Annotated in this window: 22 protein-coding genes; 11 read left to right on the top strand and 11 right to left on the bottom strand. The window is 55.0% G+C overall.

Translation table 11 applies throughout. The features are described 5' to 3' along the window. Positions 1–5: 5 nt before the first annotated feature. From JM93_RS10335 to JM93_RS10325, 3 genes are all read right to left on the bottom strand, one after another. A complete protein-coding gene (locus JM93_RS10335; protein ID WP_145343003.1) occupies positions 6–803 on the bottom strand; it encodes a ChbG/HpnK family deacetylase in 798 nt (265 codons plus the stop codon). A gap of 89 nt (positions 804–892) precedes the next feature. Further along, complete coding sequence (locus tag JM93_RS10330; protein WP_145343001.1) at positions 893–2,395, bottom strand: ArnT family glycosyltransferase; 1,503 nt, start codon at positions 2,393–2,395, stop codon at positions 893–895. 10 nt (positions 2,396–2,405) lie between these two features. Then, positions 2,406–3,587 (bottom strand): glycosyltransferase family 2 protein, encoded by a 1,182-nt coding sequence (locus tag JM93_RS10325; protein ID WP_425280819.1) that lies wholly within the window; start codon positions 3,585–3,587, stop codon positions 2,406–2,408. A gap of 354 nt (positions 3,588–3,941) precedes the next feature. Between JM93_RS10325 and hisS the strand changes: the two genes are divergently transcribed. From hisS to hisG, 3 genes are read left to right on the top strand one after another with little or no spacing between them, the layout of a single operon-like run. Further along, positions 3,942–5,465 (top strand): histidine--tRNA ligase, encoded by a 1,524-nt coding sequence (gene hisS, locus JM93_RS10320; protein ID WP_145342997.1) that lies wholly within the window; start codon positions 3,942–3,944, stop codon positions 5,463–5,465. 40 nt (positions 5,466–5,505) lie between these two features. After that, positions 5,506–6,633, top strand: coding sequence for an ATP phosphoribosyltransferase regulatory subunit (locus JM93_RS10315; protein ID WP_145342995.1), 1,128 nt, complete (start codon positions 5,506–5,508; stop codon positions 6,631–6,633). After that, positions 6,630–7,598 (top strand): ATP phosphoribosyltransferase, encoded by a 969-nt coding sequence (gene hisG, locus JM93_RS10310; RefSeq protein WP_145342993.1) that lies wholly within the window; start codon positions 6,630–6,632, stop codon positions 7,596–7,598. Before JM93_RS10315 ends, hisG begins: the two co-directional genes overlap by 4 nt. On the opposite strand, the gene JM93_RS10305 is transcribed toward hisG, so the two are convergent. Both JM93_RS10305 and JM93_RS10300 read right to left on the bottom strand, forming a co-directional pair. Then, positions 7,595–8,272 (bottom strand): DNA-3-methyladenine glycosylase I, encoded by a 678-nt coding sequence (locus tag JM93_RS10305; protein WP_145342991.1) that lies wholly within the window; start codon positions 8,270–8,272, stop codon positions 7,595–7,597. The two genes, hisG and JM93_RS10305, sit on opposite strands and share 4 nt — an antisense overlap. 119 nt (positions 8,273–8,391) lie before the next feature. Then, on the bottom strand, positions 8,392–9,144 hold the full coding sequence (locus JM93_RS10300; protein WP_145342989.1) for a protein phosphatase CheZ: 753 nt from the start codon (positions 9,142–9,144) through the stop codon (positions 8,392–8,394). 337 nt (positions 9,145–9,481) lie between these two features. Between JM93_RS10300 and JM93_RS10295 the strand changes: the two genes are divergently transcribed. Further along, the gene (locus JM93_RS10295; RefSeq protein WP_208995079.1) at positions 9,482–10,159 is read left to right on the top strand and encodes a DUF2927 domain-containing protein; all 678 of its coding nucleotides are present in this window, start codon (positions 9,482–9,484) and stop codon (positions 10,157–10,159) included. Positions 10,160–10,407: 248 nt separating this feature from the next. Then, complete coding sequence (locus tag JM93_RS10290) at positions 10,408–11,148, top strand: L,D-transpeptidase (RefSeq protein WP_145342985.1); 741 nt, start codon at positions 10,408–10,410, stop codon at positions 11,146–11,148. 58 nt (positions 11,149–11,206) lie between these two features. Here JM93_RS10290 and JM93_RS10285 read toward each other — a convergent pair whose 3' ends face one another. Continuing rightward, positions 11,207–11,470, bottom strand: coding sequence for a hypothetical protein (locus JM93_RS10285; protein WP_145342983.1), 264 nt, complete (start codon positions 11,468–11,470; stop codon positions 11,207–11,209). 449 nt (positions 11,471–11,919) lie between these two features. Further along, positions 11,920–13,254: a glycolate oxidase subunit GlcF gene (glcF, locus tag JM93_RS10280; protein WP_145342981.1), complete on the bottom strand. Its 1,335-nt coding sequence runs from the start codon at positions 13,252–13,254 to the stop codon at positions 11,920–11,922. A 94-nt stretch (positions 13,255–13,348) separates the two neighbouring features. Between glcF and JM93_RS10275 the strand changes: the two genes are divergently transcribed. Then, entirely contained in the window at positions 13,349–14,137 is a 789-nt protein-coding gene (locus JM93_RS10275) for a hypothetical protein (protein WP_145342979.1), read from the top strand. Between the two features lie 58 nt (positions 14,138–14,195). Here the strand turns inward: JM93_RS10275 and JM93_RS10270 are convergent, their stop codons facing one another. From JM93_RS10270 to JM93_RS10260, 3 genes are read right to left on the bottom strand one after another with little or no spacing between them, the layout of a single operon-like run. Further along, on the bottom strand, positions 14,196–14,555 hold the full coding sequence (locus tag JM93_RS10270) for a DUF4870 family protein (protein ID WP_145342977.1): 360 nt from the start codon (positions 14,553–14,555) through the stop codon (positions 14,196–14,198). Between the two features lie 44 nt (positions 14,556–14,599). Continuing rightward, the gene (glcE, locus tag JM93_RS10265; protein WP_145342975.1) at positions 14,600–15,793 is read right to left on the bottom strand and encodes a glycolate oxidase subunit GlcE; all 1,194 of its coding nucleotides are present in this window, start codon (positions 15,791–15,793) and stop codon (positions 14,600–14,602) included. 23 nt (positions 15,794–15,816) lie between these two features. After that, positions 15,817–17,313: an FAD-linked oxidase C-terminal domain-containing protein gene (locus tag JM93_RS10260; protein ID WP_145342973.1), complete on the bottom strand. Its 1,497-nt coding sequence runs from the start codon at positions 17,311–17,313 to the stop codon at positions 15,817–15,819. A gap of 163 nt (positions 17,314–17,476) precedes the next feature. Between JM93_RS10260 and JM93_RS10255 the strand changes: the two genes are divergently transcribed. Together JM93_RS10255 and JM93_RS10250 are read left to right on the top strand one after the other, a co-directional pair. Beyond that, a complete protein-coding gene (locus JM93_RS10255) occupies positions 17,477–18,424 on the top strand; it encodes a LysR family transcriptional regulator (RefSeq protein WP_145342972.1) in 948 nt (315 codons plus the stop codon). A gap of 181 nt (positions 18,425–18,605) precedes the next feature. Next, complete coding sequence (locus JM93_RS10250; protein WP_145342970.1) at positions 18,606–19,004, top strand: c-type cytochrome; 399 nt, start codon at positions 18,606–18,608, stop codon at positions 19,002–19,004. Between the two features lie 66 nt (positions 19,005–19,070). Here the strand turns inward: JM93_RS10250 and JM93_RS10245 are convergent, their stop codons facing one another. Next, positions 19,071–20,405, bottom strand: a complete 1,335-nt coding sequence (locus tag JM93_RS10245) for a DUF3422 family protein (protein WP_145342968.1) — start codon at positions 20,403–20,405, stop codon at positions 19,071–19,073. A 170-nt stretch (positions 20,406–20,575) separates the two neighbouring features. Here JM93_RS10245 and JM93_RS10240 point away from each other — a divergent pair, with 170 nt between their 5' ends. From JM93_RS10240 to JM93_RS10230, 3 genes are all read left to right on the top strand, one after another. Next, entirely contained in the window at positions 20,576–21,886 is a 1,311-nt protein-coding gene (locus JM93_RS10240) for an amidase (protein ID WP_145342966.1), read from the top strand. Between the two features lie 87 nt (positions 21,887–21,973). Further along, complete coding sequence (locus tag JM93_RS10235; RefSeq protein ID WP_145342964.1) at positions 21,974–22,780, top strand: FadR/GntR family transcriptional regulator; 807 nt, start codon at positions 21,974–21,976, stop codon at positions 22,778–22,780. Between the two features lie 17 nt (positions 22,781–22,797). Next, positions 22,798–23,937, top strand: coding sequence for an alpha-hydroxy acid oxidase (locus JM93_RS10230; protein WP_145342962.1), 1,140 nt, complete (start codon positions 22,798–22,800; stop codon positions 23,935–23,937). The last annotated feature ends 45 nt before the right edge of the window (positions 23,938–23,982 follow it).

Here is a 23,982-nt window from a genome sequence, read left to right as displayed (position 1 = left end):
CAAACCTAATGCAAAAACACGTCTTTTTCATCCAGCGTCCGAAAAAAGCGACCGCTCGATAAAACTTCACGCTGACACTCGCGGATCGCGATTTTATCGCGAGGTTCTTCGCGTCGTAAACGGTCATCAGCCTTGCCGGGTATGCTGGCAACGAATGTCATGTCCGGCAAGCCGTCAAAGTGGTTTTTCAAAAGGCGGTGCAATTCTTCCGGCTGATCGGTTGTTGGTAACGGCGGACCTTTCCGCAGACATTTAAACCCGCGTGTTTTGGCAAGCCGCTCAAGGCGGCTCGCCTGCATACCGGGCTCAACCGGCGCGACCAGCATTGGAGTGCTTTCAAATCCCGCTTTTTCCACTTCTTGCATAACGATACCGGCAATTCCGAGCCGGGCAAGAAGGCCGTGGCGGACCGCAATCAAGTCCGGCCCCTTTCCGAAACGCTGTGCGAACTGGGCAAGCTGAGCGCTCACCTCCGCCGAAATCAGCTCTTCGGGCAACAGCCGGAGCATGGCACGCCGTTCCCAAGTGCCAGGTCCCGGCATTTCTTCACCATACACATCGCGCATAGCTGGACTGAGCGGCCGCACCCGATCGCCGCTTAGGGCAAGGGTTACCCCGACAAGTGCCTTGTGGCGCATTTGCAATACAGTTTCCTGCAAAGGCTTGAATTCACGCGCCCATAAGTCGCCGGCGACGACGCAGCAAACGGCACTTAGCCGCCCATTCTCCAGTAGATCGCGTAATGTACGATCGACCGCAAAAGACAAGCCATAGTCCAGTGAACCAAGGGTGATACGTTTCATGGAAGACGCAGGGATTTTACCATCTAAACACGTTTCTATCCCTGCGTCATCAGACCTCAAAATTCAACACCCAATTTTGGGCAGTTCGCTCATTTTCGCGGCTTGGTTACCACCGGGTCCAACGGTTCACCTCGTAGGCCGTTAACTTCGTAGACAATCAGTTTCTCCAGCTCGATGCCGCGAACAGTTCTTGGCACGCGGGCAATCTCAACAACGCTTCGGTACCGGCCTTTAAGACTGTCACTTCGATCGCGCCGCTCTTCGGCAACGTAAAGTCCCGTGTTTTCAAAGCCCCCTCGCTCTGGCTGCTCCGCCATCACGTAGCGAATACGCTCATTGAACTGATAGGTCGGGAGGCTGTCTTTCAGGAGGAAGGCGACTTGACCATTCAGGCCATATCCGCTGGTCAACACATAGGACGCACCTGTGTCACGCGCGATCCGGTCCAGTGTCCGGCCGATTTCCGGCCAGCCGCGCAGCTGCGAGGTCGGGTCCTTTCGGCCGGGCGCGCCAGTCAGCGGATATACGGCATGTATTTGCACCAAGAGGGCAATAGCAAGACCAAGAGACACGCCAATTGCCCCTGCCTTACGCCATATGTCCCGCGATGCGCCAGCTACGAAAGCAGCCGCCAGCAACGCGAATGTTGGGAACAATGGCGCTGGCCAATTGGCCTGAACACGGGCATGCAGCGAATGGTAAGTAAGATAGATCAAGAACGGAAGAATTGTCAGAAGCAACAGTGCTTCTACCGGTTTTTGCGCCCTCAGTCCCTGAAGCATTTTCCAGAATCCGAAGACTGCCAGCATCCCAATGATGGGGTTGAGCAGCCCTATCAGCCCGCCAAAAAACTCAAGAATGTATTTCAGTGTCAGCGCGCCGCTGCCTGCCCTGCCAAACTGCTTGTAAAAGCTCGCCCACTCATGAAGATAATTCCAATAGATCACCGGCAGCATTACAGCCACGGCAATCGCGCCGCCAAGCCAAAGCTGCCAGCTCAGAAAATACCGTCTGCTTCGAGGTACCCACAGGATCCAGAGCACAATTCCAGCTCCCAGAAACAAGACAGAGTATTTTGAAACCACGCCAAGACCGGCAAACAGACCAACAGCCAGCCACCAGATTGGGTTCTCTGAATTGACCAGTTCGGCCAGAGCCCACAGAGCCAACCCCCAGAACAAGACGGACGGCGCATCGGGCGTTGCCAGAATTCCCCCAACACCCACCAGCACGCTGGCATTCAGAAATAGGACGGCCCATCCGGCTGTTTGTTCATCGAACAAAAGCACAGCCGTGCGCCACAGAAAAAACGATCCGACAACGGACGACAACACCACAAAGAACCGGACCCCAAGCACTGTGTCGCCAAAGAGCTGCTGCCCGGCCCAGATCCACCAACCGATCATGGGCGGATGGTCAAAATAACCCAGCGCCGGATTGAGCCCCCAAAGCCGGTAATAGGCTTCGTCTTCAACGAAATGCGATTGAGACGCCGCCCAAAGCTTCAAGACAGTCAGCAGAAGGACGAGACAAATCAGAAAGACCGGCCGCAGATGAAGCGGCAATTCCGGATCAGATTTTCGGCTGTGCACATGCGCCTCGTCAGGTTTTGCGCCAGGTAAGCGCCGAGCTTGCAGCGTAGTTCCAAACAGCTCCCATGATCGCCCCGGCAGCCCCCGCGAACCACCAGTAGGACGGATCAAGGTAGATCAGATTGGCTACACCCACATTCGCAAGAACACCGACCGAACACACCGCATAAAATGTCAAAAGGCCGATCAGTGCATCTAGGCCGTGCAATCGCCGGTCGCGGTAAGTCAGTTGATTGTTCAAGACGAAATTCGAGGTCATGGCCACGAAAGACGCAGCTGTTTGCGCGAAGTTAAAGCTCGTCTCTCCCATAACCAGAAACAAGCGAAGAGCTAAGAGGTGAACGAACAGGCCGCTCGCCCCAACCATGCCGAACATCAAAAAACGAATGGAGATGACGTTTCCGAAATATTTCGCCAGCAACAAGCCGAAATAGTCAAAGGTCACGAGCGTGTCGAGCTTGCTTTCCCCGTGTTGGCGCTCACGAAAGGTAAACGGTACTTCTTTGGTGCGCAGAGTGCCCTTGGCGGTCGAAACAATATCAAGCAGGATCTTGAATCCCTGAACAGATAGCTTTGGAGCGATCTCCTCAACACGTTCACGGCGGATCATAAAAAAACCGCTCATGGGGTCAGTCAACGTGACATGCAACAGTTTCTGAGCGAGGCTGTTGGCGATATTCGAGCCCCAGGCGCGAATTTTCGAAAGACCATCTCCAACAGCACCGCCCTCGGCCTTTCGGCTCGCCACGACCAGGTCAGTGTCACCTGCCCGGATCAGTTCGAGCATTTTCGGAAGCAAGGTTTCATCGTGCTGCAGATCGGCATCCATGACGGCGACGAAAGGCGCCGAACTTGAGAGCATGCCCTCTATGCTGGCACCGCTCAACCCCCGGCGGCCAAACCGTTGAATGACCCGGACGCGCGGATCCATCCTGCCTATCTTGCGGGCCACTTCCGCAGTTCCGTCCGGCGAGTTGTCATCGACAATAATCGCCTCCCAGGCGATGCCCTGCAGAGCCGTGCCCAATGCCCGGATCAGGGGTGGGATGTTTTCGGCTTCATTGAAGGTCGGCAGAACAATGCTGACCTCAGCGGGCAAAAGCAGCGTTTCGCCCTCGATTGCAGCAGGTCGCTTTTGTCCTTGTAAATGCGCGCCTGTAGCGTGGTCTTGCAAATCCGCCATGGTGTCCATGCAATTAAATACTCAATCGTATGCCGGTCTTCAGCGTTGCCGGTCAGAAGATGCTGTTTGCTGGAGAAGTGCGCGGACCATAGCCGTGTTTGCCCGGAATGCAAGATTTACAGGCAGCTGGCTGGGCTGGACCGTCAATTCAGTGCGCGATTTCGACCATGGGGAAGGCGAAATTGAGGCAGTACATGCGGACAGAACACTGCGGGCTCTTTCAAAAGCTCTGAATGGCGGCCCTATGCTTGCTCTGGCTTGATGTTTCGTCTACGACACGGCGAAACAGGATCACCCCCATGCACCCGCCTGCCGCTTCAGGCTTCGAGGCGGACGCCGCATTCTCGCCAGGGCCTTCTAAACATGAGCAAAAAACAACAAAAACTGAAAGCGCGCCTGCCGCGCGGCTTCGTTGACCGCTCGGCTGAGGACATCCGTGCAACCGACGAAATGTTGGGCAAGATCCGCAAGGTCTACGAGCGATACGGCTTTGACCCGGTCGAAACACCCGCGTTCGAATACACGGATTGCCTGGGCAAGTTCCTGCCCGACACGGACCGGCCAAATGCCGGTGTTTTTTCGGTGCAGGACGACGACGAGCAGTGGATGAGCCTGCGTTACGATCTGACCGCGCCGCTCGCGCGCCATGTGTCGGAAAACATCAACGAAATCCAGCTGCCCTACCGCACCTACCGCGCCGGCTGGGTGTTCCGGAACGAAAAGCCGGGACCGGGCCGGTTCCGCCAGTTCATGCAGTTCGATGCCGATACCGTTGGCGCGCCCGGCGTTCAGGCCGATGCGGAAATGTGCATGATGATGGCCGACACCATGGAAGCCCTTGGCATCCCGCGCGGCCAATACGTGATCCGGGTCAACAACCGCAAGGTTCTGGACGGTGTCATGGAGGCCATTGGCCTGGGCGGTGATGAGAATGCGGAGCGCCGCCTGACGGTTCTCAGAGCCATCGACAAGCTGGACAAGTTCGGGATTGAAGGCGTTCGCCTGCTGCTCGGTGAAGGCCGTAAAGATGAGAGCGGCGATTTCACGAGGGGCGCCGGTTTGGGTGCGATCCAGATCGACATGCTCACTAAGTTGATTGACGATCAGAACTACGAAAACGATAGTAAATCCTTCAAAGACCATTTGGACTATATTTTTGATAGCCATCCAGCAGTAAGTGCTGCTGGGGCAGAGATTGGTGACCTAGTAAAATTGGTCCAATCGGCAGGATACGGAATTGACCGGATCGTTGCCTCACCATCCATCGTCCGCGGTCTCGAATACTACACCGGCATGGTCTACGAGGCTGAGCTGCTCTTCGACGTCACCAATGAAAAGGGCGAAGTCGTTCAGTTCGGCTCTGTCGGCGGCGGCGGGCGCTATGACGGGCTGGTCAAGCGCTTCACCGGCCGCGATGTTCCGGCGACCGGCTTTTCCATCGGCGTCTCCCGCCTGATGACCGCGCTGAAAAACCTCGGCAAGCTGAACACCGTCAACGTGGTTGCGCCGGTTCTGGTCACCGTCATGGACGGCGACACGGATGCGCTTGGCCGATATCAGAAGATGGTGCAGGCTCTGCGCCAAGCTGGCATTCGCGCCGAGATGTACCAAGGCAACTGGAAAAAGTTCGGCAATCAGCTGAAATACGCCGACCGCCGCAATTGCCCGATTGCCATCATTCAAGGCTCCGACGAGTTTGAAGCCGGCGAAGTCCAGATCAAGGACCTGATCGAGGGCAAGCGCCTGTCCGAGGAAATCACAGACAACGTGACATGGCGCGAAAGCCGGCCGGCACAGATCCAGGTGGCACAAAACAAACTGATCGAAACGGTCAAGGCAATTCTTGCAAGTCAGGCTGAGGATCGTCGCCGCACCGCGGCAATCTGATGGGTTGAACGCGGATATGCAAAACGGGACGGATGAAACCATGGATGCAACAATCGCCAAGGTGGTCGAAAAGTTCGTTGCCGACGGGCACCGAATGGCTTCACCGCCGCTCTTGCAACCGGCCGATTTGTTTCTGGATCTGGCTGGCGAAGACATCCGGCGGCGGCTGTATCTGACCACTGGTCAGGACGGGACCGACCTGTGTCTGCGGCCTGACTTCACAATCCCCGTATGCAGGCTGCATCTGGAAACGGCTACATCGGGACTGCCGGTCAACTATTGCTATCGCGGACCGGTTTTTCGGCAACGTTCGGACGGGCTGGGGGAAATAGATCAGATCGGGGCTGAGAGTTTTGGCCGCAGTGACCGTTTACAGGCCGATGCGGACATGCTGCGCGCCGCTGTCAACGCTGTCGAGGCTTTTGGATTGAGCGGCTTTGAAGTCCGTGTCGGAGACGAGGCCATCTTTGCAGCTGTACTGGCCGGAACCGGTTTGCCCCAGGTCTGGCAGCGCCGCTTGAAAGACCTTTTCGGCGACACCGATAAGCTCACGTCCGCCATTGACCGCATGGCACGTACGGCAGATCAAATTGATGACAGCCGGGATGTACGGCTTGGCTTCCTGTCGGCTCTTGAAAGCGCGGCACCGGAAGCAGCGCATGCGGTCGTCGAGGACCTTCTTTCCATAGCCGGAATCTCGGCGGTAGGTGGGCGCACAGCGGGTGAGATCGCTGATCGGTTCCTGGAACAGGCCGCACTTGCCAGCGGCTCTTCCGACCATTCGCAAGCCGCCCAGCAGCTCAAGGATTTTCTCAGCATCCAAGAAACCGGCGGCGATGCTGTCTCGGCACTTCAGGCATTTGAAACACGCACAGGGATCAACATAGAATCCCAAATTGCCGATTTTGACGCCCGGCTGAAGGCGCTCGAAGCGGACGGCATCAATAAGGACAGGCTGTATTTCTCTGCGGAGTTTGGCCGGCGCCTCGACTATTATTCCGGTTTCGTCTTCGAGATTTACAAGCGTGACAAGGTCGACGGCCAACTTGTTGGCGGCGGCCGCTACGACAGACTCTTGAAACTTCTGGGCGCGGAAGCCGATATTCCAGCGACGGGCTTTTCGATTTGGCTGGACCGGATCGCAACTGCACTTGGAGCGGGTTCATGAGCAAGCTGATCATCGCCATCCCCTCCAAGGGACGTCTGCAGGACAACACCAACGAATTTTTTGCGCGCGCTGGTCTGAAGGTGACCCAACCGGGTGGCGCCCGGAACTACCGGGGCGCCATCAAAGGACTCGACAGTGTCGAGATCGCGTTTTTGTCCGCGTCTGAAATTGCAAGAGAGCTCTCCGAAGGATCAGTTCATTTCGGTATAACCGGACTGGATCTCGTGCATGAAAGCATCGCCGAGCCGGAGCAAAGCGTTCACGTGGTATCGGAACTTGGCTTTGGCTCTGCTGATGTTGTTGTGGCGGTGCCGAAAGCCTGGATCGACGTTGAGACCATGGCTGATCTCGGGGACGTGGCTTCAGATTTCAGAAGCAGGCATGGCCGACGCTTTCGCGTGGCCACCAAATACGTCAACCTGACACGCATCTTCTTTGCAGAACATGGCATCGCGGACTATCGGATCGTTGAAAGTGCGGGCGCAACGGAGGGTGCGCCCGCAGCGGGCTCTGCTGAACTCATCGTCGACATCACGACAACCGGCTCAACCCTTCAGGCGAACAATCTGAAGGTGCTGAGCGACGGCGTGATGCTGAAAAGTCAGGCCCACCTTGTTGCGTCACGAAACGCCGACTGGTCGCCTACCGCATTGGCAGGAGCAAAAGCTGTTCTTGACCGGGTAGCTGCAGAGGAGCACGCGCGGGGCGCGAAGCTTGTCAAAGCCTCTGTTCGAGACCGCACATCTGCACTGCGGGCAGTGAGCCGGATCGGCGCGATCCAACCCTATTCCGCAACGCCGGATTCCCACCTGCTGCACCTGCTATGCCCGAAAGAGGCTGTCGCCGAATGCGCAAGAGTGTTGATTGAAGAGGGCGCAGAGACGGTGACCGTCGAGACCCTGGACTACGTGTTTTTTAAAGAAAATCGCTTGGTCAAAGCCCTTATGGACAAGATTGCCGCTTAAGGATCTGGCGAGGCGGCTACCTGCGGCCTGTGGAAGGCCGCACGCGCCCGTTCGACCGGTTCACGGCAACAACACCCCTCAAGGTGATCATTGACCATGCCCATAGACTGCATAAACGCATACACTGTTGTTGGGCCGACGAAGGTCCAACCGCGTTTCTTCATGTCTTTTGACATGGCTGTGCTTTCTGCGGTGGTCGCAAGTGTTTTCGCAGTAACGAAATCCAGCCGGGCCGGCCTGTTCTCCAAAGCCGGCTCATACTGCCAGACATAGGCGGCCAAGCTTCCAAACTCGGCCTTAAGGTCGATTGCGCGTTTTGCATTGTTGATTGTCGATATAATTTTGCCCCGGTGCCGGACAATACCGGCATCGGCAAGGCAACGCTCGACGTCCGTATCTGTGAACCCCGAAACCAAGTCCGGATCGAACCCGGAAAATGCGTTCCGAAAGGCGTCCCGTTTCCTAAGGATCGTCAACCAGGACAATCCGGACTGAAAGCCTTCCAAACAGATCTTTTCAAAGAGGCGGATATCATCTGCCACAGGCCAGCCCCATTCCCGATCGTGATAAGTCAGATAGTCCTCAAACCCGCCATGCCACCAGCATCTGGTCTTGCCGTCCTGACCTGTGATGAGCCCGGTTTCCGGATCGTGGAGACGCTTATCAGATGCCATTGATGCTGCTTCCTCCGATTTTGTTTATGATTTGTTCTATAGCATGTAACTCGGCATGCGGGAAAGAAAAACCCGGCCACACGGCCGGGCTCGTTAATTCGGTTTGCAGATACCTGTGCTTACGCAAACAAGGCGTCGATGTCGTCCTGTGTGGCAACGTCCATATCGCTTTCCAGCGCCGGACCGTTGAGCAGCGCCGCATCGCCCTCTGCAGCTGCCTTTTGGTCCACTTCGATTTCCTTGAAGCTCTCAATACCACCCCAAATATCCATCATCTGGATGATACGGTCTTCGATAAACCGAAGAGTACCCACCACCTTTGTAATTCGCTGGCCGGTCAAGTCCTGAAAGTTGCAGGCTTCGAAGATCTGTATGACACGGTCCTGGATGTCGCCGGCAAGTTCTGCGTCCTGATCGGCCAGACGCGCAGAAAGTGTATTGGCGGTTTCGTCGATGAACTCAGCCGCGGAGAGGATGGTCTCCGTCGCGCCTTCGGTCCCGGTAACAACCGCGTCCAGTTCGTTGGTGACGCGTTGCATCTCCTCGCCCTGCTGACCGGTCGTGTGATGCAAAGTCGCGATTTCCCGCTTGGTCTGCGCGATGGCTTCGTAAATGGCGTCGAGTTCTACTTTCAGCTTGGCTGCTTCGGAAAGCTCCTTCCGAAACTCTTTCATGAATTTTTCGCCGACAGCTTCGGCGTCGATCTCGGTTTTTTGCGCGACCTGACCCTGCTGGATAATTTTCTTCAAAGAAGTGATTTCGGCCATCAACTCCTGGTGCCGCCGGAATTCCGCAAAGGTCGGATCCTCAGCGTCTCCAGCATTCATACGGATTAAGCTTTCCGCCCGGAACGATCTTTTGACAGCGGCCATGCCCACTCCCGTGTTTTCCTGTAATCCCATGACGCAGCTGAACGCCTCTTCTCACGACTGATATAATTGTGGATGTTTAAAGAAGTCTTTGTACGGAGCGTCTTTCTTATGACGAAGCGGTGAACACAAGCCCGTGTCCAATTTTCCGTTTCCTTATGGTTACGGCTTTCGATATGTTTGCGCTCTGATTTGAAGCTCGTACGAAGGCAGCAGGAGATTGCCAAGCGACATTCTTCGCGGAAAATCGGGGACTGCGATCTTGGAAAACGTTAACAACTAGACGGGCCAACAAGCCGACATGCGTGCCGCCTGCAGATCTGTTTTTTTTGCGTTTTTTTTGGCGTTTTTCGGAAACGCGCACGCAGCATCGGACACGTTTTCGACAGAAGAGATCCTGTCAGGTTTCAAAAAGACTGTTTTCGGTCTCGAATACCGTGCCTGGAGCTGGCAGCCGTACCTTGTCAAAAAATACACTGTTCCCGTCCGCTTCTATGTTCACAATTTTGCCCGCCGCGACCGGACACCAGTGGTGCACCGCTTCCTTCGTGATATCGATCAAAAAGTCTTTGGCCTCAGTACAGAATTGGCCAGCAGGCCGGATAGCGCCAATTTTTTGATTTTTGTTGTTGATCGGGCGCAATACAAGAGGGTTGTACGCGAAGACATTTACAAGGACCCGGAAGCAAAAGTCCCCGGGAGATGCCTTGTACGGGTCGTGTCCGGACGTCGCGGCATCAAACGCTCGGCAGCGGTGATTGTTTCGGACGAAGGTGAATTTTTGTTCCGCCGATGCCTTGTTGAAGAGGTGCTCCAGGGACTGGGACCGATGAATGACGACGAAGCCTTGCTTCACTCCGTGTTCAATGACCGATCGCGCCACAGCCGTTTCACGGTCTTTGATCAGATTATACTCAACATGCTTTATGACCCGCGCGTAGAACCAGGCATGTCGTCCAAGCAGATTGAGAACCTTTTACCGATCATTGCTCGCGATGCCCGCCGGCGCGTGCGTTAACTTTAACTCTCGAAAAACCAGAATGAAATCAAATATGTTTTTACCTCTCCTCAAGCGAGACCTTGATCTGTAATATTTTGTAAGCCATCTTTTAAAACTATATGGTAACTTTAAATATAATACGCCTAAAAATCTCTTTTTTATTCACCAAATACTTTTTCCTGATCAATATCATTCTTTCCAAAACATGAACTTGTGCGAAATGGTTTTAATCATCTGCGCACAATATCAGTAAGGTGAGTGATCGAATGGCTTGGTATGGACGAGTTACGCATTTAGCAGTTTTGGCGCTGGCAGCCACCTTCGCAGCTTCGTACGCTCACGCCGCAAATTCCGGCAGAGCCGCGCCTCCGCCGCTGGTGCTTAGTCCGAACCTGACCGAGCCATGGCTGCTACAACTCCAACAGCCTCAACAACGGGTAGTTCGCCGTGCCAAACCCCAGCGCCAGCGCGGTTTTGCTAGCCTGTTCGCACCACGTAACACTACACGCGCCCAACCCACGCAACAGCAACGCGCAACTCGCCCGGCCCCGCAACGGCAAATCGCTCCACAGTTCTTGCCCACCATTGTCCCCTATAATGGGGCGCATGCACCCGGCACGATCGTAATCAACACCAACGAGCGCTTTTTATACCTGGTCCAGCACGACGGCACCGCCCGCCGCTATGGGGTCGGCGTTGGGAAACCAGGATTTGAATGGGGAGGCACCCACAAGGTTACCCGCAAAGCGGAGTGGCCAGATTGGCGCCCTCCGGCCGCAATGCGTAAGCGCCGCCCGGAACTTCCTGTTTTTATGGCAGGCGGACCGGACAATCCGTTGGGTGCACGCGCACTCTACCTCGGCTCCACGCTTTACCGGATACATGGATCGAACCAACCCTGGACGATCGGACATGCGGTTTCATCGGGATGCATTCGGATGCGCAATGAAGACGTGATCGATCTCTATGAACGTGTTGGCGTCGGCACCAAAGTGCATGTAATATGAGTCGGTTGTACAAATCGGTTGCACGAAGGGTTCGGACCGCAACCGGCATCACACTGATCTACTCGAAATAGCGTTTGAACAGCGCCCGCCAATGGGTTTTGTCACCAGCCCACTCACTGTCATCGGGCGCCAAGTGGTGGAGATCCGGCAGGCTTCTCCCCTCGTACCGGCCAGGACAGCTGACAATCAGATATTCGCAGGAGCGGCCCATAAACCCGTCAACAGCTCTTTGCAGCCTCTCCAATTCCTGATCGGAAAAGGCAGTCGGGATATCCGTTTTTCGCGCGACATCCAGCAGGTTGTTCTGGGTGTTGGACACCACAAAAAAATCACTCTTGCCCGATCCCGCAGCCGCAAGAACTTTTGACGCAAGTAGCTGAAACGGGAAAGGTTCTCCTCAAATTGCACGAGAACATCCGCTGTCCCTGCCTCATCCCGGAAATGATGCAGAAACCGGATCCCGTAGGGTTGCCATGTCGGCTCGCCCGGCCCCGGTATGATCTGCTCGCGCGAGAAGATCGGGAAGCCGTCTTCAAACAACCGGCACATGCCAGTAATAGGCGCGATCAGCCCGTCAAAAAAAGACCGGTCTGGCTTAACCTGTTCGCCCAGAGACGCGGACAGCACGTCAATGCTCTTCCGGATTTGCCGCGCGCTCTGGCAAGACATTCCCAGACTGACAATCGCCGTATTTTCACCACCCGCAGACATCGCCCTGCCTAATTCTGAATGGCGAAAATAGAGTTTATACGGCAAATTCCAAAATTGAAATCAGTTGGCTTTCACAGTTTCAAGTTGGCCGGGCAAGGCTTCGGGCCAGGGACCGCCGTAAACCCAATCCAGCAGTTCAGCGGTGTGCACAATCGGTATGGCTGTCCCTAGTCCGATCTGGGTAATGCAGCCAATATTGCCGGTGGCGATCAAGTCCGGCTGGGTTTTTTCTATATTCGCCACCTTTCGATCACGAAGCTTGCGCGCGATTTCCGGCTGCAAAATATTGTAGGTCCCTGCCGACCCGCAACACAGGTGTCCCTCTGGAACATCCTTGACCTTAAACCCCGCAGCCGAGAGCAACTGTTTCGGTTGGCGTGTAATTTTCTGGCCGTGCTGCATCGAGCAGGCGGAATGATATGCCACCGTAAAGTCGGGTTTCAGCGCAGGTTCTCCCAAATCTGCTTCCGCAAGAAACTCGGTTATATCCTTGGTCAGTTCCGACACTTTCGCTGCTTTGTCGCGGTAGGACTCATCATCGCGCAGCATGAAACCATAGTCTTTGATCGTCGTGCCGCAGCCTGAGGCGGTGATAAGGATTGCATCCAGCCCCTCGCCCTCGGCTTCTGATATCCACGCGTCGACATTGCGACGGGCGTTTTCAAGCGCAGCCTCCTCCTTACCCATGTGATGAACCAAGGCTCCACAGCACACCTCACCCTTTGGCAAGACAATTTCATAGCCAGAGCGCTGCAACAAACGGATCGTCGCATCATTGATCGAGGGTTTCAAAACTGGTTGCGCACATCCGGACAAAATCGCGACTCGGCCCTTACGGCTCGTTGTTTGCGACGGGAACACACCAGGACCCTCCATGCGCGAGCGACCGGGAGCGCGCGTCGGAGCAAGCTCAAGCATGGCTCCGATTTTCGCTAACGGTCCGCCAAACTTCTTTAACACTCCGGCGAAGGGTCGCCCGAAATAGGCACCGACCAAAGCCAGGCGGAACCGCGAAGGGTAGGGCAACACGAAGGACAAGACCGCTCTCATCAACCGATCCGACATCGGCCTTTTATAGGTTTTTTCGATGTGGGCCCGCGCGTGGTCGACCAAATGCATGTAATGCACTCCGGACGGACAGGTGGTCATGCAAGCAAGACAAGATAGGCAGCGGTCAATGTGCTTGACTACCTTTTCATCGGCCGGCCGGTCGTTTTCGAGCATGTCTTTAATGAGGTAGATGCGTCCACGAGGGCTGTCGAGTTCGTCGCCCAGCAAAGTAAAAGTGGGGCAGGTCGCGGTGCAAAACCCGCAATGGACGCATTTCCGCAGAATCTTTTCGGATTCCGCAACATGACTATCACGCAGCTGTTCAGCGGTGAAGTTTGTTTGCATGCGTCCCTGTCCTCCAAAACACAGCCGTTCTTATGGTCCGGATCGTAGTTCGTGCAGAATCAACGCACAAGAACTGAAGCCAAAGATAGCAAAGATGCCGCAATTGCATTTCCCCTCGTTTGGGAAAAAGACTTGCCCCTGGTACATGCAGCCTGAACCCAAGCTGAATGGTGAACTCAGCTTCGGTTCAATCCCATTCACCTATTCGTTTATCCGTGGGCGAGACATGACACTGAAAGTGGATAGAACGATGAAACTCGGAACTGTTGGAATTCTCGCGATCATAATGACAGCCCTCAGCGCGCCGCCTGGCAGTGCCGCTGCGAAGGACTGGATCGAAAGAGTTGAGGTCAAGCGTGACGGTATTGATGTCATTCCCGTTAAAGTTAGCGCAAACTCAACCAAATACACTGGAATTTCATCCAGCTCTCATCGCTTCCTGCTTCGACTTTACGCTAAGGCGACTAAAGGAGAGAGAATTGTCGCAATGAAAGTTGGCTCCTTCACGGGCGTGCAGTACTTTGAAGCAGACGGATCTCTTTGGAGCAATAGCTTTAAGCACCGGGATGTTGGCTCCGGGTCAAAGCGGACAGCTGCAATCTCTTACACACCTGCCATCCCCTTGAACAAGGTCAAGTGGCAAGGGTGGGATCCAGTGCAGGCCTGTGCGCTTAACATGGACAAGCAAATAAAAAGCGGAATGCCTAAGTCTGAAGTACTGTCAAAAACCTGGACCGTAAAGGCGAAAGCTTATTTTGAGCTGGATGCTGTCGCGGCCAAAAAGGGCAAGGCGAAATCCAACAAATGGAACATCAAAAACACCAAAAACCAACGTGATGGCTACGCCTACGGGGTAAGTGTTTTGTGTCAGAAAGGCCTTTGATTTTCGTCGAAAAAGCCCACAAGATCTCCGGCCGGGTATCCAGCCGGAGGTTGCCTTATCAAATCAGCCAGGTTTGCGGATCTGGAACGGCCTCACCGCGTGATGTTAACTGCAATCCCTTTACGCAGCGAACTATTGTCCAAATGATCGCTGCAAAGACAACTAGAAAGCCTATTCCGACAATCATCAATACCGCCCCGGCGATTGACGCAGCCAAACCGATCCAAAAAGTTCGGATTTGAAAGGAATAGTGGCTATCTACCCAATCCTCACCCTTGCCCTTATTCATGTAGGCAAAAATTAGCCCAACAATTGCCGAGAAACCGACCACAAGGCTCAATAGATATAAAATGTAAATCAGATAGACGTTCTTTCGGCCGGCTTGTGTGTAGCTTCCAATGCCATCCGATTGCTCCATGGCAGTAGTCCTTTTTGAAATTTGGCCACATAGAGGTGGGTTAACTATTGTGTTTGGCTTCCCATCCGGCCAGGATTTAAGATTCCTTTGGGATCAAACTGCTCCTTTAAACGCTGCGAAAGTGCCGCCAATGAGGCAGGTTGCGGCTGGAACACTTGTGTAGACGCTCTTTGTGCCGCGTCTGCGCGAATAAGTGTGCCGTGGCCGCCGCCAACTGTTCCTATAACCCGGCGTATGTCCACATCGTGAACCCTGCCGTCGGAGCAGTTCAGCCACACGAGCCCGCCACTCCAATCGTAGAAGGCTTCCAGCTGGAAGAGCTTTGAAAGAGCGCCGACAAGAACCGGACCGGCTGTCGGTGCAACAGAGATCCGCCATACCGGACCAGAGTTGGACCAGAACGGCTCAACGTCCTTGATGCTGCGCCAGATTTTTGCTGTCTCCTCGGCCTGCACCTTCGCGACTGGTCCAAAATCATCAAGCAGACGGGCAAGATTTTCGCGTCTGTAACGCACAGATTCGACAAATCCCTCGAGCCGCAAATACGTCCGCGCGCCCTCGCCGTTCAAGCCGTTTGGCAAATGTGCAGCACCTGAAACCTCGGCAGATGAGCCCATGGCCTTGCACATGGCCTTAACCGCGCGGGCATCATCCAAATTCGTTAAAACCAGCGTCTCCGACGTTTGTGAGGCCGGATTGACTTTGATGGTGACTGTTGAAGCGACCGCAAGCGTTCCCCACGACCCGCAAAGCGCGCGCGGGAGATCATAACCGGTGACGTTCTTTACGACCCTGCCACCAGAGTTGAAGATTTCTCCTCGTCCAGAAACAGCTTCCATTCCCAAGATATGGTCGCGCGCAGCCCCCGCCTTGATCCGGCGCGGGCCGGAAAGGTTGGCCGTCAGCACGCCGCCCAACGTTCCCTGCCCCGGCTCCAGGCCTAGAAGACGTCCATAATCGATAGGCTCGAAAGACAGCTCTTGTCCATTCTCCTGAACCAGTCGTTCAATGTCGGCGATCGGCGTACCTGCCTTTGCTGTCATGACCAGTTCGGCAGGCTCATACACATCAACCCCAGCCAGTTTGGACAAGGTGAGTGCATGCGCTGCCTGAACCTGCCGGCCGAGTGTTCGCTTCGAACCGCTGCCGAAAACTTCAAGCGGTGTAGCTTCAGCAGCGGCCCATTTGATAAGCTCTCTCAGATCCTCGACCGAGGCAGGTTGAAAAGAAGCATCCATCAAAAAATCAGCACCTTGCATAATCAGAACCGGGGGATGTCAGGGAATGGCAACTTGCCTTTGTGGACATGCATTTTGCCGAGTTCAGCACACCGGTGAAGAACCGGAAAAACCTTCCCGGGATTCAAAAGCTGACGGCTGTCGAATGCGCATTTGACCCGCTGCTGCTGCTTCAGATCGTCCTCTGAAAACATTTCCGGCATCAGATCCCGTTTTTCGATGCCGACGCCGTGTTCCCCGGTTAAGACGCCTCCTACCTCGACGCACAAGCGCAGAATGTCGGCGCCAAACGCCTCCGCGGCATCAAGTTCGCCCGGCTTGTTGGCATCATAGAGGATAAGAGGATGAAGGTTACCATCGCCGGCGTGGAACACGTTGGCCACCCGCAAGCCATGTTTTTCAGACAATTGACGCATCCCCGCCAGAACCTTCGGCAACTCCCGGCGCGGGATCGTTCCATCCATGCACAGATAGTCCGGCGAAATTCGGCCAACCGCAGGAAAGGCGGCTTTCCGTCCGGCCCAAAACGTCATGCGTTCTTCTTCGGTCTCGGACACACGCAGGTGAGAAGCTTTGTTAGACCGCGCGATCTCTTCGACCTGCCCCATGAGAAAGTTCACCTCCGCTTCCGGCCCGTCGAGTTCGACAATCAGCAAAGCTTCAACATCCCTTGGATAACCAGCATTCACGAAGTCTTCGGCCGCGTTGATCGCCGGTTTGTCCATCATCTCCATTCCGCCCGGGATTATGCCCGCACCGATGATTTCGGCGACACAGCGCCCACCGTCTTCGCTTGTGGGAAAACCCAGCAAGAGAGCCCGTGCCGTTTCCGGTTTTTGCAAGATGCGAACGGTGACCTCGGTCACGACGCCCAACAGGCCTTCAGAACCGGTCATCAAACCAAGCAGATCATATCCCTCGCTGTCCAGATGTTTGCCGCCGAGGCGGATAACCTCCCCTGTTATCAAGACCATTTCGAGGCCCAAGACATTATTGGTGGTCAAACCATATTTAAGGCAGTGAACCCCACCCGAATTCTCGGCAATGTTGCCCCCGATTGAGCAGGCGATTTGTGATGAAGGGTCTGGAGCGTAGTAAAAACCTTCATGCTCTACAGCGCGGGTGATCCCAAGGTTCGTGACACCCGGCTGGACGACGACGGCCCGGTTTTCAAAGTCTATATCAAGGACTTGGTTGAACTTCATCATCGACAACAGGACGCCATCCGCAACCGGCAAGGCACCGCCCGACAAAGACGTACCGGCGCCACGCGGAACGACCTTGACCTCATTTTCGTGGCAATAGCGCAAAACCTCCGAAACCTGTTCGACCGTTTCGGGCAACACAACGATTAATGGCAGCTGCCGATAGGCCGTCAGCGCGTCGGTCTCATAGGGTCGCATTTCGGTTTCATCATGGATGACCCCTTCGCCCGGTACGATTGCCTGAAGCGCTTTTGTAATCTCAGCGCGCCGGTCGAGTATGGCCTTGTCGGGTGCGGGCATGGAAATTGCGGTCATGATGTCGTTTTCGCTCCCAAATGGCTGATCCAGTGTTTAATCCGTCTCGTAGTCATTACGGTTTGGAAGAAAATATGGATTGGCTTCACGTCTGATCCTGACCCAAATATGAACCAAACGAAATGCCCCTTAGGTTATAAAAAATGTTTCCCGGCGGTTGAAGATGAGCAATTTAACGGACATGGAAATATTCGCCCGCGTGGTAGGTGCGGGCAGTATGTCGGCCGCCGGACGCGAAATGGGCTTATCTCCAGCCGTTGTCTCGAAACGCATCCGCCGCCTTGAGGACAAACTCGGCACGCGGCTTCTACAACGCACTACCCGGCAAATTGCCATGACTGAAGCGGGGCAGGGGTTTTACGAGAGGGTCGTTGCAATCCTTGCATCGGTCGAAGAGGCAGAGGCTTTTGTATCGCGCGGCTCCGCGCAAGCGCGAGGAACTTTGAAAGTCGCTGCACCGACCTCTTTCGGCCGCCTTCACATTGCGCCTCATCTCAGTGCTTTCTTAGAGCAGAACCCCGATCTTTCAGTCAATCTTGATCTCGACGACGGGTTTGTCGATATCGTTGGCGAAGGTTATGATCTTGCGATCCGTATTGCTGAGCTCTCGGACAGCAGTCTCGTGGCACGGCGGCTGGCGCCGGTTCACCGGATCCTTGTGGCATCGCCCGACTATATCTCCCGGCATGGAACACCCAGATCAATCAATGATTTGGCCGAGAACCACGTGTGCCTGGCAGCGGCAAACCAAGATCCTTGGCGGCTCGTTGGACCAAATGGTCTTGAGAGTGTGCGCACAGCTGCGCCAGTTAAAACCAACTCAAGCGAGGTCGTTCGCGAGTGCCTGTTGGCCGGGGTCGGTATTGCGCTGAGATCGACATGGGACATCGGACCGGAGCTGCGCGAAGGGAAGCTTCAAATTATTCTATCAGAATATCGCGCATCGAAGGATGTCGGCCTTCACGCAGTTTATCCGAGCCGCCGTTTTCTTCCCGCCAAAGTGAGGGTTTTCATTGATTTCTTGGCCGCCCTTTATGGATCTTCCCCCTATTGGGATGCGGGGCTTGATGAGTGGCTGAACAACCCGCAGAGAACTCATGCTGCCAGTTGACTTTTTCAGCCCCGGGCCAAGGTAACTCCGTCGAATGCAAAAGATTGCTCCATGCGGAATGCGACATAGGATCCCAATTGCCGGAGAATTGAATATAAAATCGGCGGTATGTCTTGTGCGCCGCTCTATGTTTTTGTGTAGTGACCAAACGTGCAAAGCACGACTATCGAGGGAGAAATCGATGAAACGTATTTTGACGATCGCCGGGGCAGCATTCCTTGCCCTGTCAGCTCAAGCAAGCGCTGAAGGCGACGCAGCTGCCGGCGAAAGCGTATTTCGGAAGTGCCAAGCGTGTCACGCCGTTGGCGAGGGCGCGCGGAACAAAGTTGGCCCCCAGCTGAACGGCGTGGTTGGTCGCGAAGCTGCAAGCGTCGAGGGTTACAGATATTCAAAGGCGGCTATGGAAAAGGCTCCGGAAACCGGCGCTTGGACAACCGAAGGCCTTATGGTGTATCTGGAAGATCCGTCAGCATACCTTGGCGGACGCTCGAAGATGGCGTTCAAACTCCGCGACGAGCAAGAGCGTGCTGATGTAATTGCGTACCTTGCTACATTTAACGCTGATGGTACGACAAACTGACATCTTTTCGGAGATCAGTCGGAAGGGCCGGTTGTTCCGGCCCTTTTTCTTTTCCAGTGGTCGCGCCTATGTTTTATCAGACTGCTTGTCGCTCTCAGCGTGCCGTTTCCGGATATTACGGACTGTAATCCAGATCCCGGCCACGACAATTGGAACAGCGATTGCCGTCGTTACGCCAGGAGCAGGCACAGGCCAGCCTGCATCCTGCGCTCCTTTTGCGATATAGCTGAACAAGCCGACGATATAGTAGCTTACGGCTGCAACGGAGAGCCCCTCAACCGTTTGCTGCAGTCTCAACTGCAAGCGGGCCCGGCGGTTCATTGACTGCAGCAGCCCCCGGTTTTGCTGCTCAAGATCGACATCGACCCGTGTTCGCAATAGCGTCGTTGCCCGTGCGAGCTTGCGTGACAAATTGGCTTGCCGCTCCTCAACAGACTGGCAAGTCCGCATCGCTGGTCCTAGCCGCCTGTTCAAGAATCCTGACATGCTGAGTTCGCCTGCAATGTGACTTTCATCAAGGGACTTTAGCCGTGCATTGACGATCTCGTAATAAGCGCGGCTTGCGCCGAAACGAAATGAACTGGCTGCCGCTCCCGCTTCAAGTGAGGCAGCAAGCCGGGACAGTTTATCCAATAAGGTTCGGTTTGCATCGAGGCCGGCAGAGTCCTGCATCTTGTCCGTCAATTCCACCAATTCGCTTTCGATTGAGCCGACGCTTGGCTGCAGACGGTTCGCCTCGAATAGCCCTAAAAGCGCAAGGTTTCGGTAGGTCTCTATTTCCAGCAAACGCTGGGTAACGGCGCCTGTCTGGATCGGCGTCATCGTCTTGTTCAATACAAGGTAGCGGGTCAGACCATTGCCGTCTGGCCGGAAGTCAGTGGCGACGCTCGCTGCACCGTTTTGAACCGAGAAAAAGGTCAAGCTCACAGGATCGTAATTCCGGCGCCAGCTGTCGGAGCTGGTATCGTCGAGAACGTCGAGGCGGGTCGCGACGATCAGCTGTCCGGGCGCTCGAAACGCTTTTCCGAAAGGGTGATTAGACGGCAAAGTACCAAACGGCTCGTCAGAGGGAGCCGCGCCATCCCAGGTGTATGTTGTAAATTCTGCGTGCCGCTCCCAAGAGAGTGTGCCGCCAGCGAATGGAAGCGTATGATAGCGCGCAGATGGCCCCGGCCCGGGAGCTCCATGACTGCCGCAAAACTCGGAAAACCACTCTCTATCTTGCACAGACTGTTCGGAGTTGGTGACAAACCCGTAAAGCAAAACGATGCGCGGTGTGGAGATCGGCCTAAACGGTCTGGCATGCACTTCGCCAAGAACGGAATCCCGTAGCGGATGCGCTTCAAAATCAGGCAGCGGTGCCGCCTCGTTTTTTTTCGGAACGTCGGAAGCTCCATCCATGCATCAATTCCCCTGCCCTCAGCACCAGTTTCAGCGCAAATACAGCATGGCGTAGTCAAGCCTTCTTTGTCACGCCCTTTGACCAAACCAAGACAATTGGTCACTGTGTCAGCGGTCGGCTTCCCGAACGATAGCCGCAAAAACTCAAAGATGTAATTGAGGTTTGATACATGCCTGTTTTTGAGACGCCGGCCAGTCCTGCATCCCTTTCTGCTATCGAGGCAGCGCAAGCGATTAAAGCCGGTCAACTGTCGTCAGAAAACTTGGTCTTGGCATGTCTGGAGCAGATTTCCAGAACGGACCCGACAATCCATGCATGGGCATTCTTGGACCCGGGCGCGGCTCTTGAACAGGCCCGCATGCTGGACAGACATCAGGCCATGGGGCATTCGCTCGGCCGCTTGCACGGCGTACCCGTCGGAATAAAGGACATCATAGACACAGCCGACATGCCCACAGAATGTGGCAGCCCGGCTTTTGCCGGCTTCCAACCCACCGAAGACGCGGAGGTTGTGCGCAATCTGAAAACCGCTGGCGCGGTAATCATGGGCAAGACAGTCACGACCGAGATCGCATTTTTGCATCCAGCCGCCACCCGAAACCCGCACAACCAAGATCGCACGCCCGGTGGATCCTCCAGCGGTTCGGCGGCGGCCGTTGCAGCCTATCAAATTCCGCTGGCCCTGGGGACACAAACCAATGGATCGGTTATTCGCCCTGCCGCATTTTGCGGAGTGGTCGGCTACAAGCCAACGCGCGGCACCATATCGCGGGCAGGTGTTCTTCAGACCTCTCAAACGCTTGATCAGATAGGCGGCTTCGCCAGAACCGTTGAGGATACCGGTTTGCTGGCTGCCGTTGTTTCTGGATCGGCACTGGGCACTGACCGATTGGGCGCTTCACCGGCAATCCATGACCTGAAACTTGCCTATCTGGACATGCCGTTCAGCAACCGTTTGACAGAAGACAGCAAAAGGCAGTTTGAACGGTTGCTCGATACACTAGGACCGTCTTGCACACGGATAGACGCCCCCGCGTTCATCGCGGATCTCGTGGTTGTTCAAAAAGTGCTGCATGAGTATGAAATCAATCTACATTTGGGAGACGTGCTCAGATCAAAACCCGGCTCGATTAGCAGAACCCTAAAACCAGTCCTCGAGCGCGCGCTGCAGATTGATCAACAAACTTATAAACAGTCTTTCGAAGCAGCTGCTTCCGCTGACGCGGCATTCGAGGAGCTATTTTCCGGATATGACGCCCTCATTACACCCAGTACTACTGGTCCCGCCCCCCCCGCCGAGAACGGAACTGGTGACCCTATATTCTGTTCGGTGTGGACAGTTGGTGGTCTGCCAGCAATCACGTTACCGCTGCTGACAAGTTCCGATGGTATGCCATTGGGAGTACAGATCATTTCAGCAAAAGGCAGTGACCGGCACTTGGTGTCCTGCGCCCGGAGTTTGATGAGCACAGTGATATAGCATCAAAAACATTGGTAATTTTTATTGACCAATTTCATTTTGTATGAGATCTGATGGCTTCCGGCAGTTGTCAGGGCGCATGCAGTCATGTTTCAGAAAATCGAACATCACAGGACCGCGGAAGCCGTTGTCGCGCAGATAGAGAAATTGATTTTGAAAGGTGTTTTAGCATCTGGAGACCGGCTGCCGCCTGAGCGCGATCTTTCTGCCGATCTGGATGTTTCACGTCCCGTCTTGCGCGAGGCGCTCAAAATTCTTGAGGACCGGCAACTTGTTGTCAGCCGGCAGGGCGGCGGTACGTTCATTGCGGATGTGGTCGGCCCGCTGTTTTCGGATCCGCTTACGGCCCTGATTGAGCGGCATCCCGTGGCCATTGCAGATTACATGGAATACCGGCGGGATGTTGAAGGCCTGGCGGCTTATTATGCAGCCGAGCGCGCCACCAATGCCGACATTAAAATCATCGACAATCTGACAAGTGCCATGCAGGTGGCATTCGACGACCTGAATCATGAGCGGGAAGCTTTCCTCGATGTTGAGTTCCACCAGGCGATTGGCGAGGCGGCCCACAACACCATCCTGCTTCACAGCCTGCGGGCCTGTTACAAGCTTTTGAAAAACGGGGTCTTCTATAACAGGGAGCAGCTCTACAACCACCCGACCGCACGCCGGGAGGTACTACGTCAGCACAATGAAATCGCTGCAAAAATCAAGGCAGGCGAACCGCAAGCCGCGCGCAATGCGGCTGAGAATCACATCAACTACGTCAAAGCGGCAATTGAAGACACCAAACGCATGAGCGAACGTCAGGCTCTGTCAGAGCTGCGGCTCAAATCACGTGAACCGACAGCAGAAGCAATATCCGCGAGCTCTGCAAAAGGGCACTCAGAATAACCAATTGGGGGAAGTCGATGGAAGCGATCACGTGCATTGAAGACCTGCAACGGCTTGCAAAGCGACGCATACCAAAAATGTTCTACGACTATGCCGATACGGGATCGTGGACGCAAAGCACTTATCACGACAACGAAAATGCATTTCAGCGGCAAAAACTGCGCCAACGCGTTGCCAAGAACATCGACAATCGCTCGATCAAAACGCAGATGATCGGCCAGGATGTTTCCATGCCGGTGGCCTTGGCGCCTGTTGGCATGACTGGGATGATGCACGCAGACGGGGAAATCCTCGCGGCACAGGCCGCCGAAAACTTCGGTGTTCCATACACACTCACCACCATGAGCGTGTGTTCTATCGAAGACGTCGCAGCACATACAAGCAGTCCCTTTTGGTTCCAGCTCTATGTCATGCGCGACCGCGGTTTTTCTGAATCCTTGATGAAACGCGCAAAGGACGCCGATTGTTCGGCTCTGGTGCTCACCCTTGACCTGCAAGTCCTCGGGCAGCGTCACAGGGACATCAAGAACGGTCTTAGCACTCCACCAAAGCCAACACCGGCCGTTTTAATAGATCTCTTGTTCAAGCCGCGCTGGTGCTGGCAAATGCTGCAAACCAAGCGGCGAGACTTTGGCAACATCGTCGGCCACGTCCAGGGCGTGGCTGATATGTCCTCTCTTGCGGAATGGACGGCCAGCCAGTTTGACCCGACACTCGACTGGTCGTCAGTCGATTGGGTCAAGAAACACTGGGACCGCAAACTGATCCTGAAAGGCATCAATGATGTCGAAGATGCAAAAATAGCAGCAGGCCTCGGCGCTGACGCAATCGTTGTTTCAAATCACGGAGGTCGCCAGCTCGACGGGGCGCTCGCATCATATGACATCCTGCCGGATATTGTTGATGCGGTCGGGGACCAGATCGAGATCCACGTCGATAGCGGCATCCGGTCTGGACAAGACGTTTTCAAAGCCATGGCAATGGGGGCCAAGGGCACATTTATCGGCCGCTCCTACATTTACGGTCTGGGGGCTATGGGAAAAGCCGGTGTGACCAAGGCCCTCGAAATCATGCACAAGGAACTGGATGTCACCATGGGATTGTCTGGGGAGACGGACATTCACGATGTCGGGCGCCACAATTTGATCCTGAAATGAGCCGCCCAACTCCCCTGCAAAACCGCGTACAGCCTGACGGAACCA

The organism is Roseibium hamelinense, from assembly GCF_007830545.1.
Lineage (GTDB): Bacteria > Pseudomonadota > Alphaproteobacteria > Rhizobiales > Stappiaceae > Roseibium > Roseibium hamelinense.
This window is presented reverse-complemented; position numbering and strand designations above follow the sequence as displayed.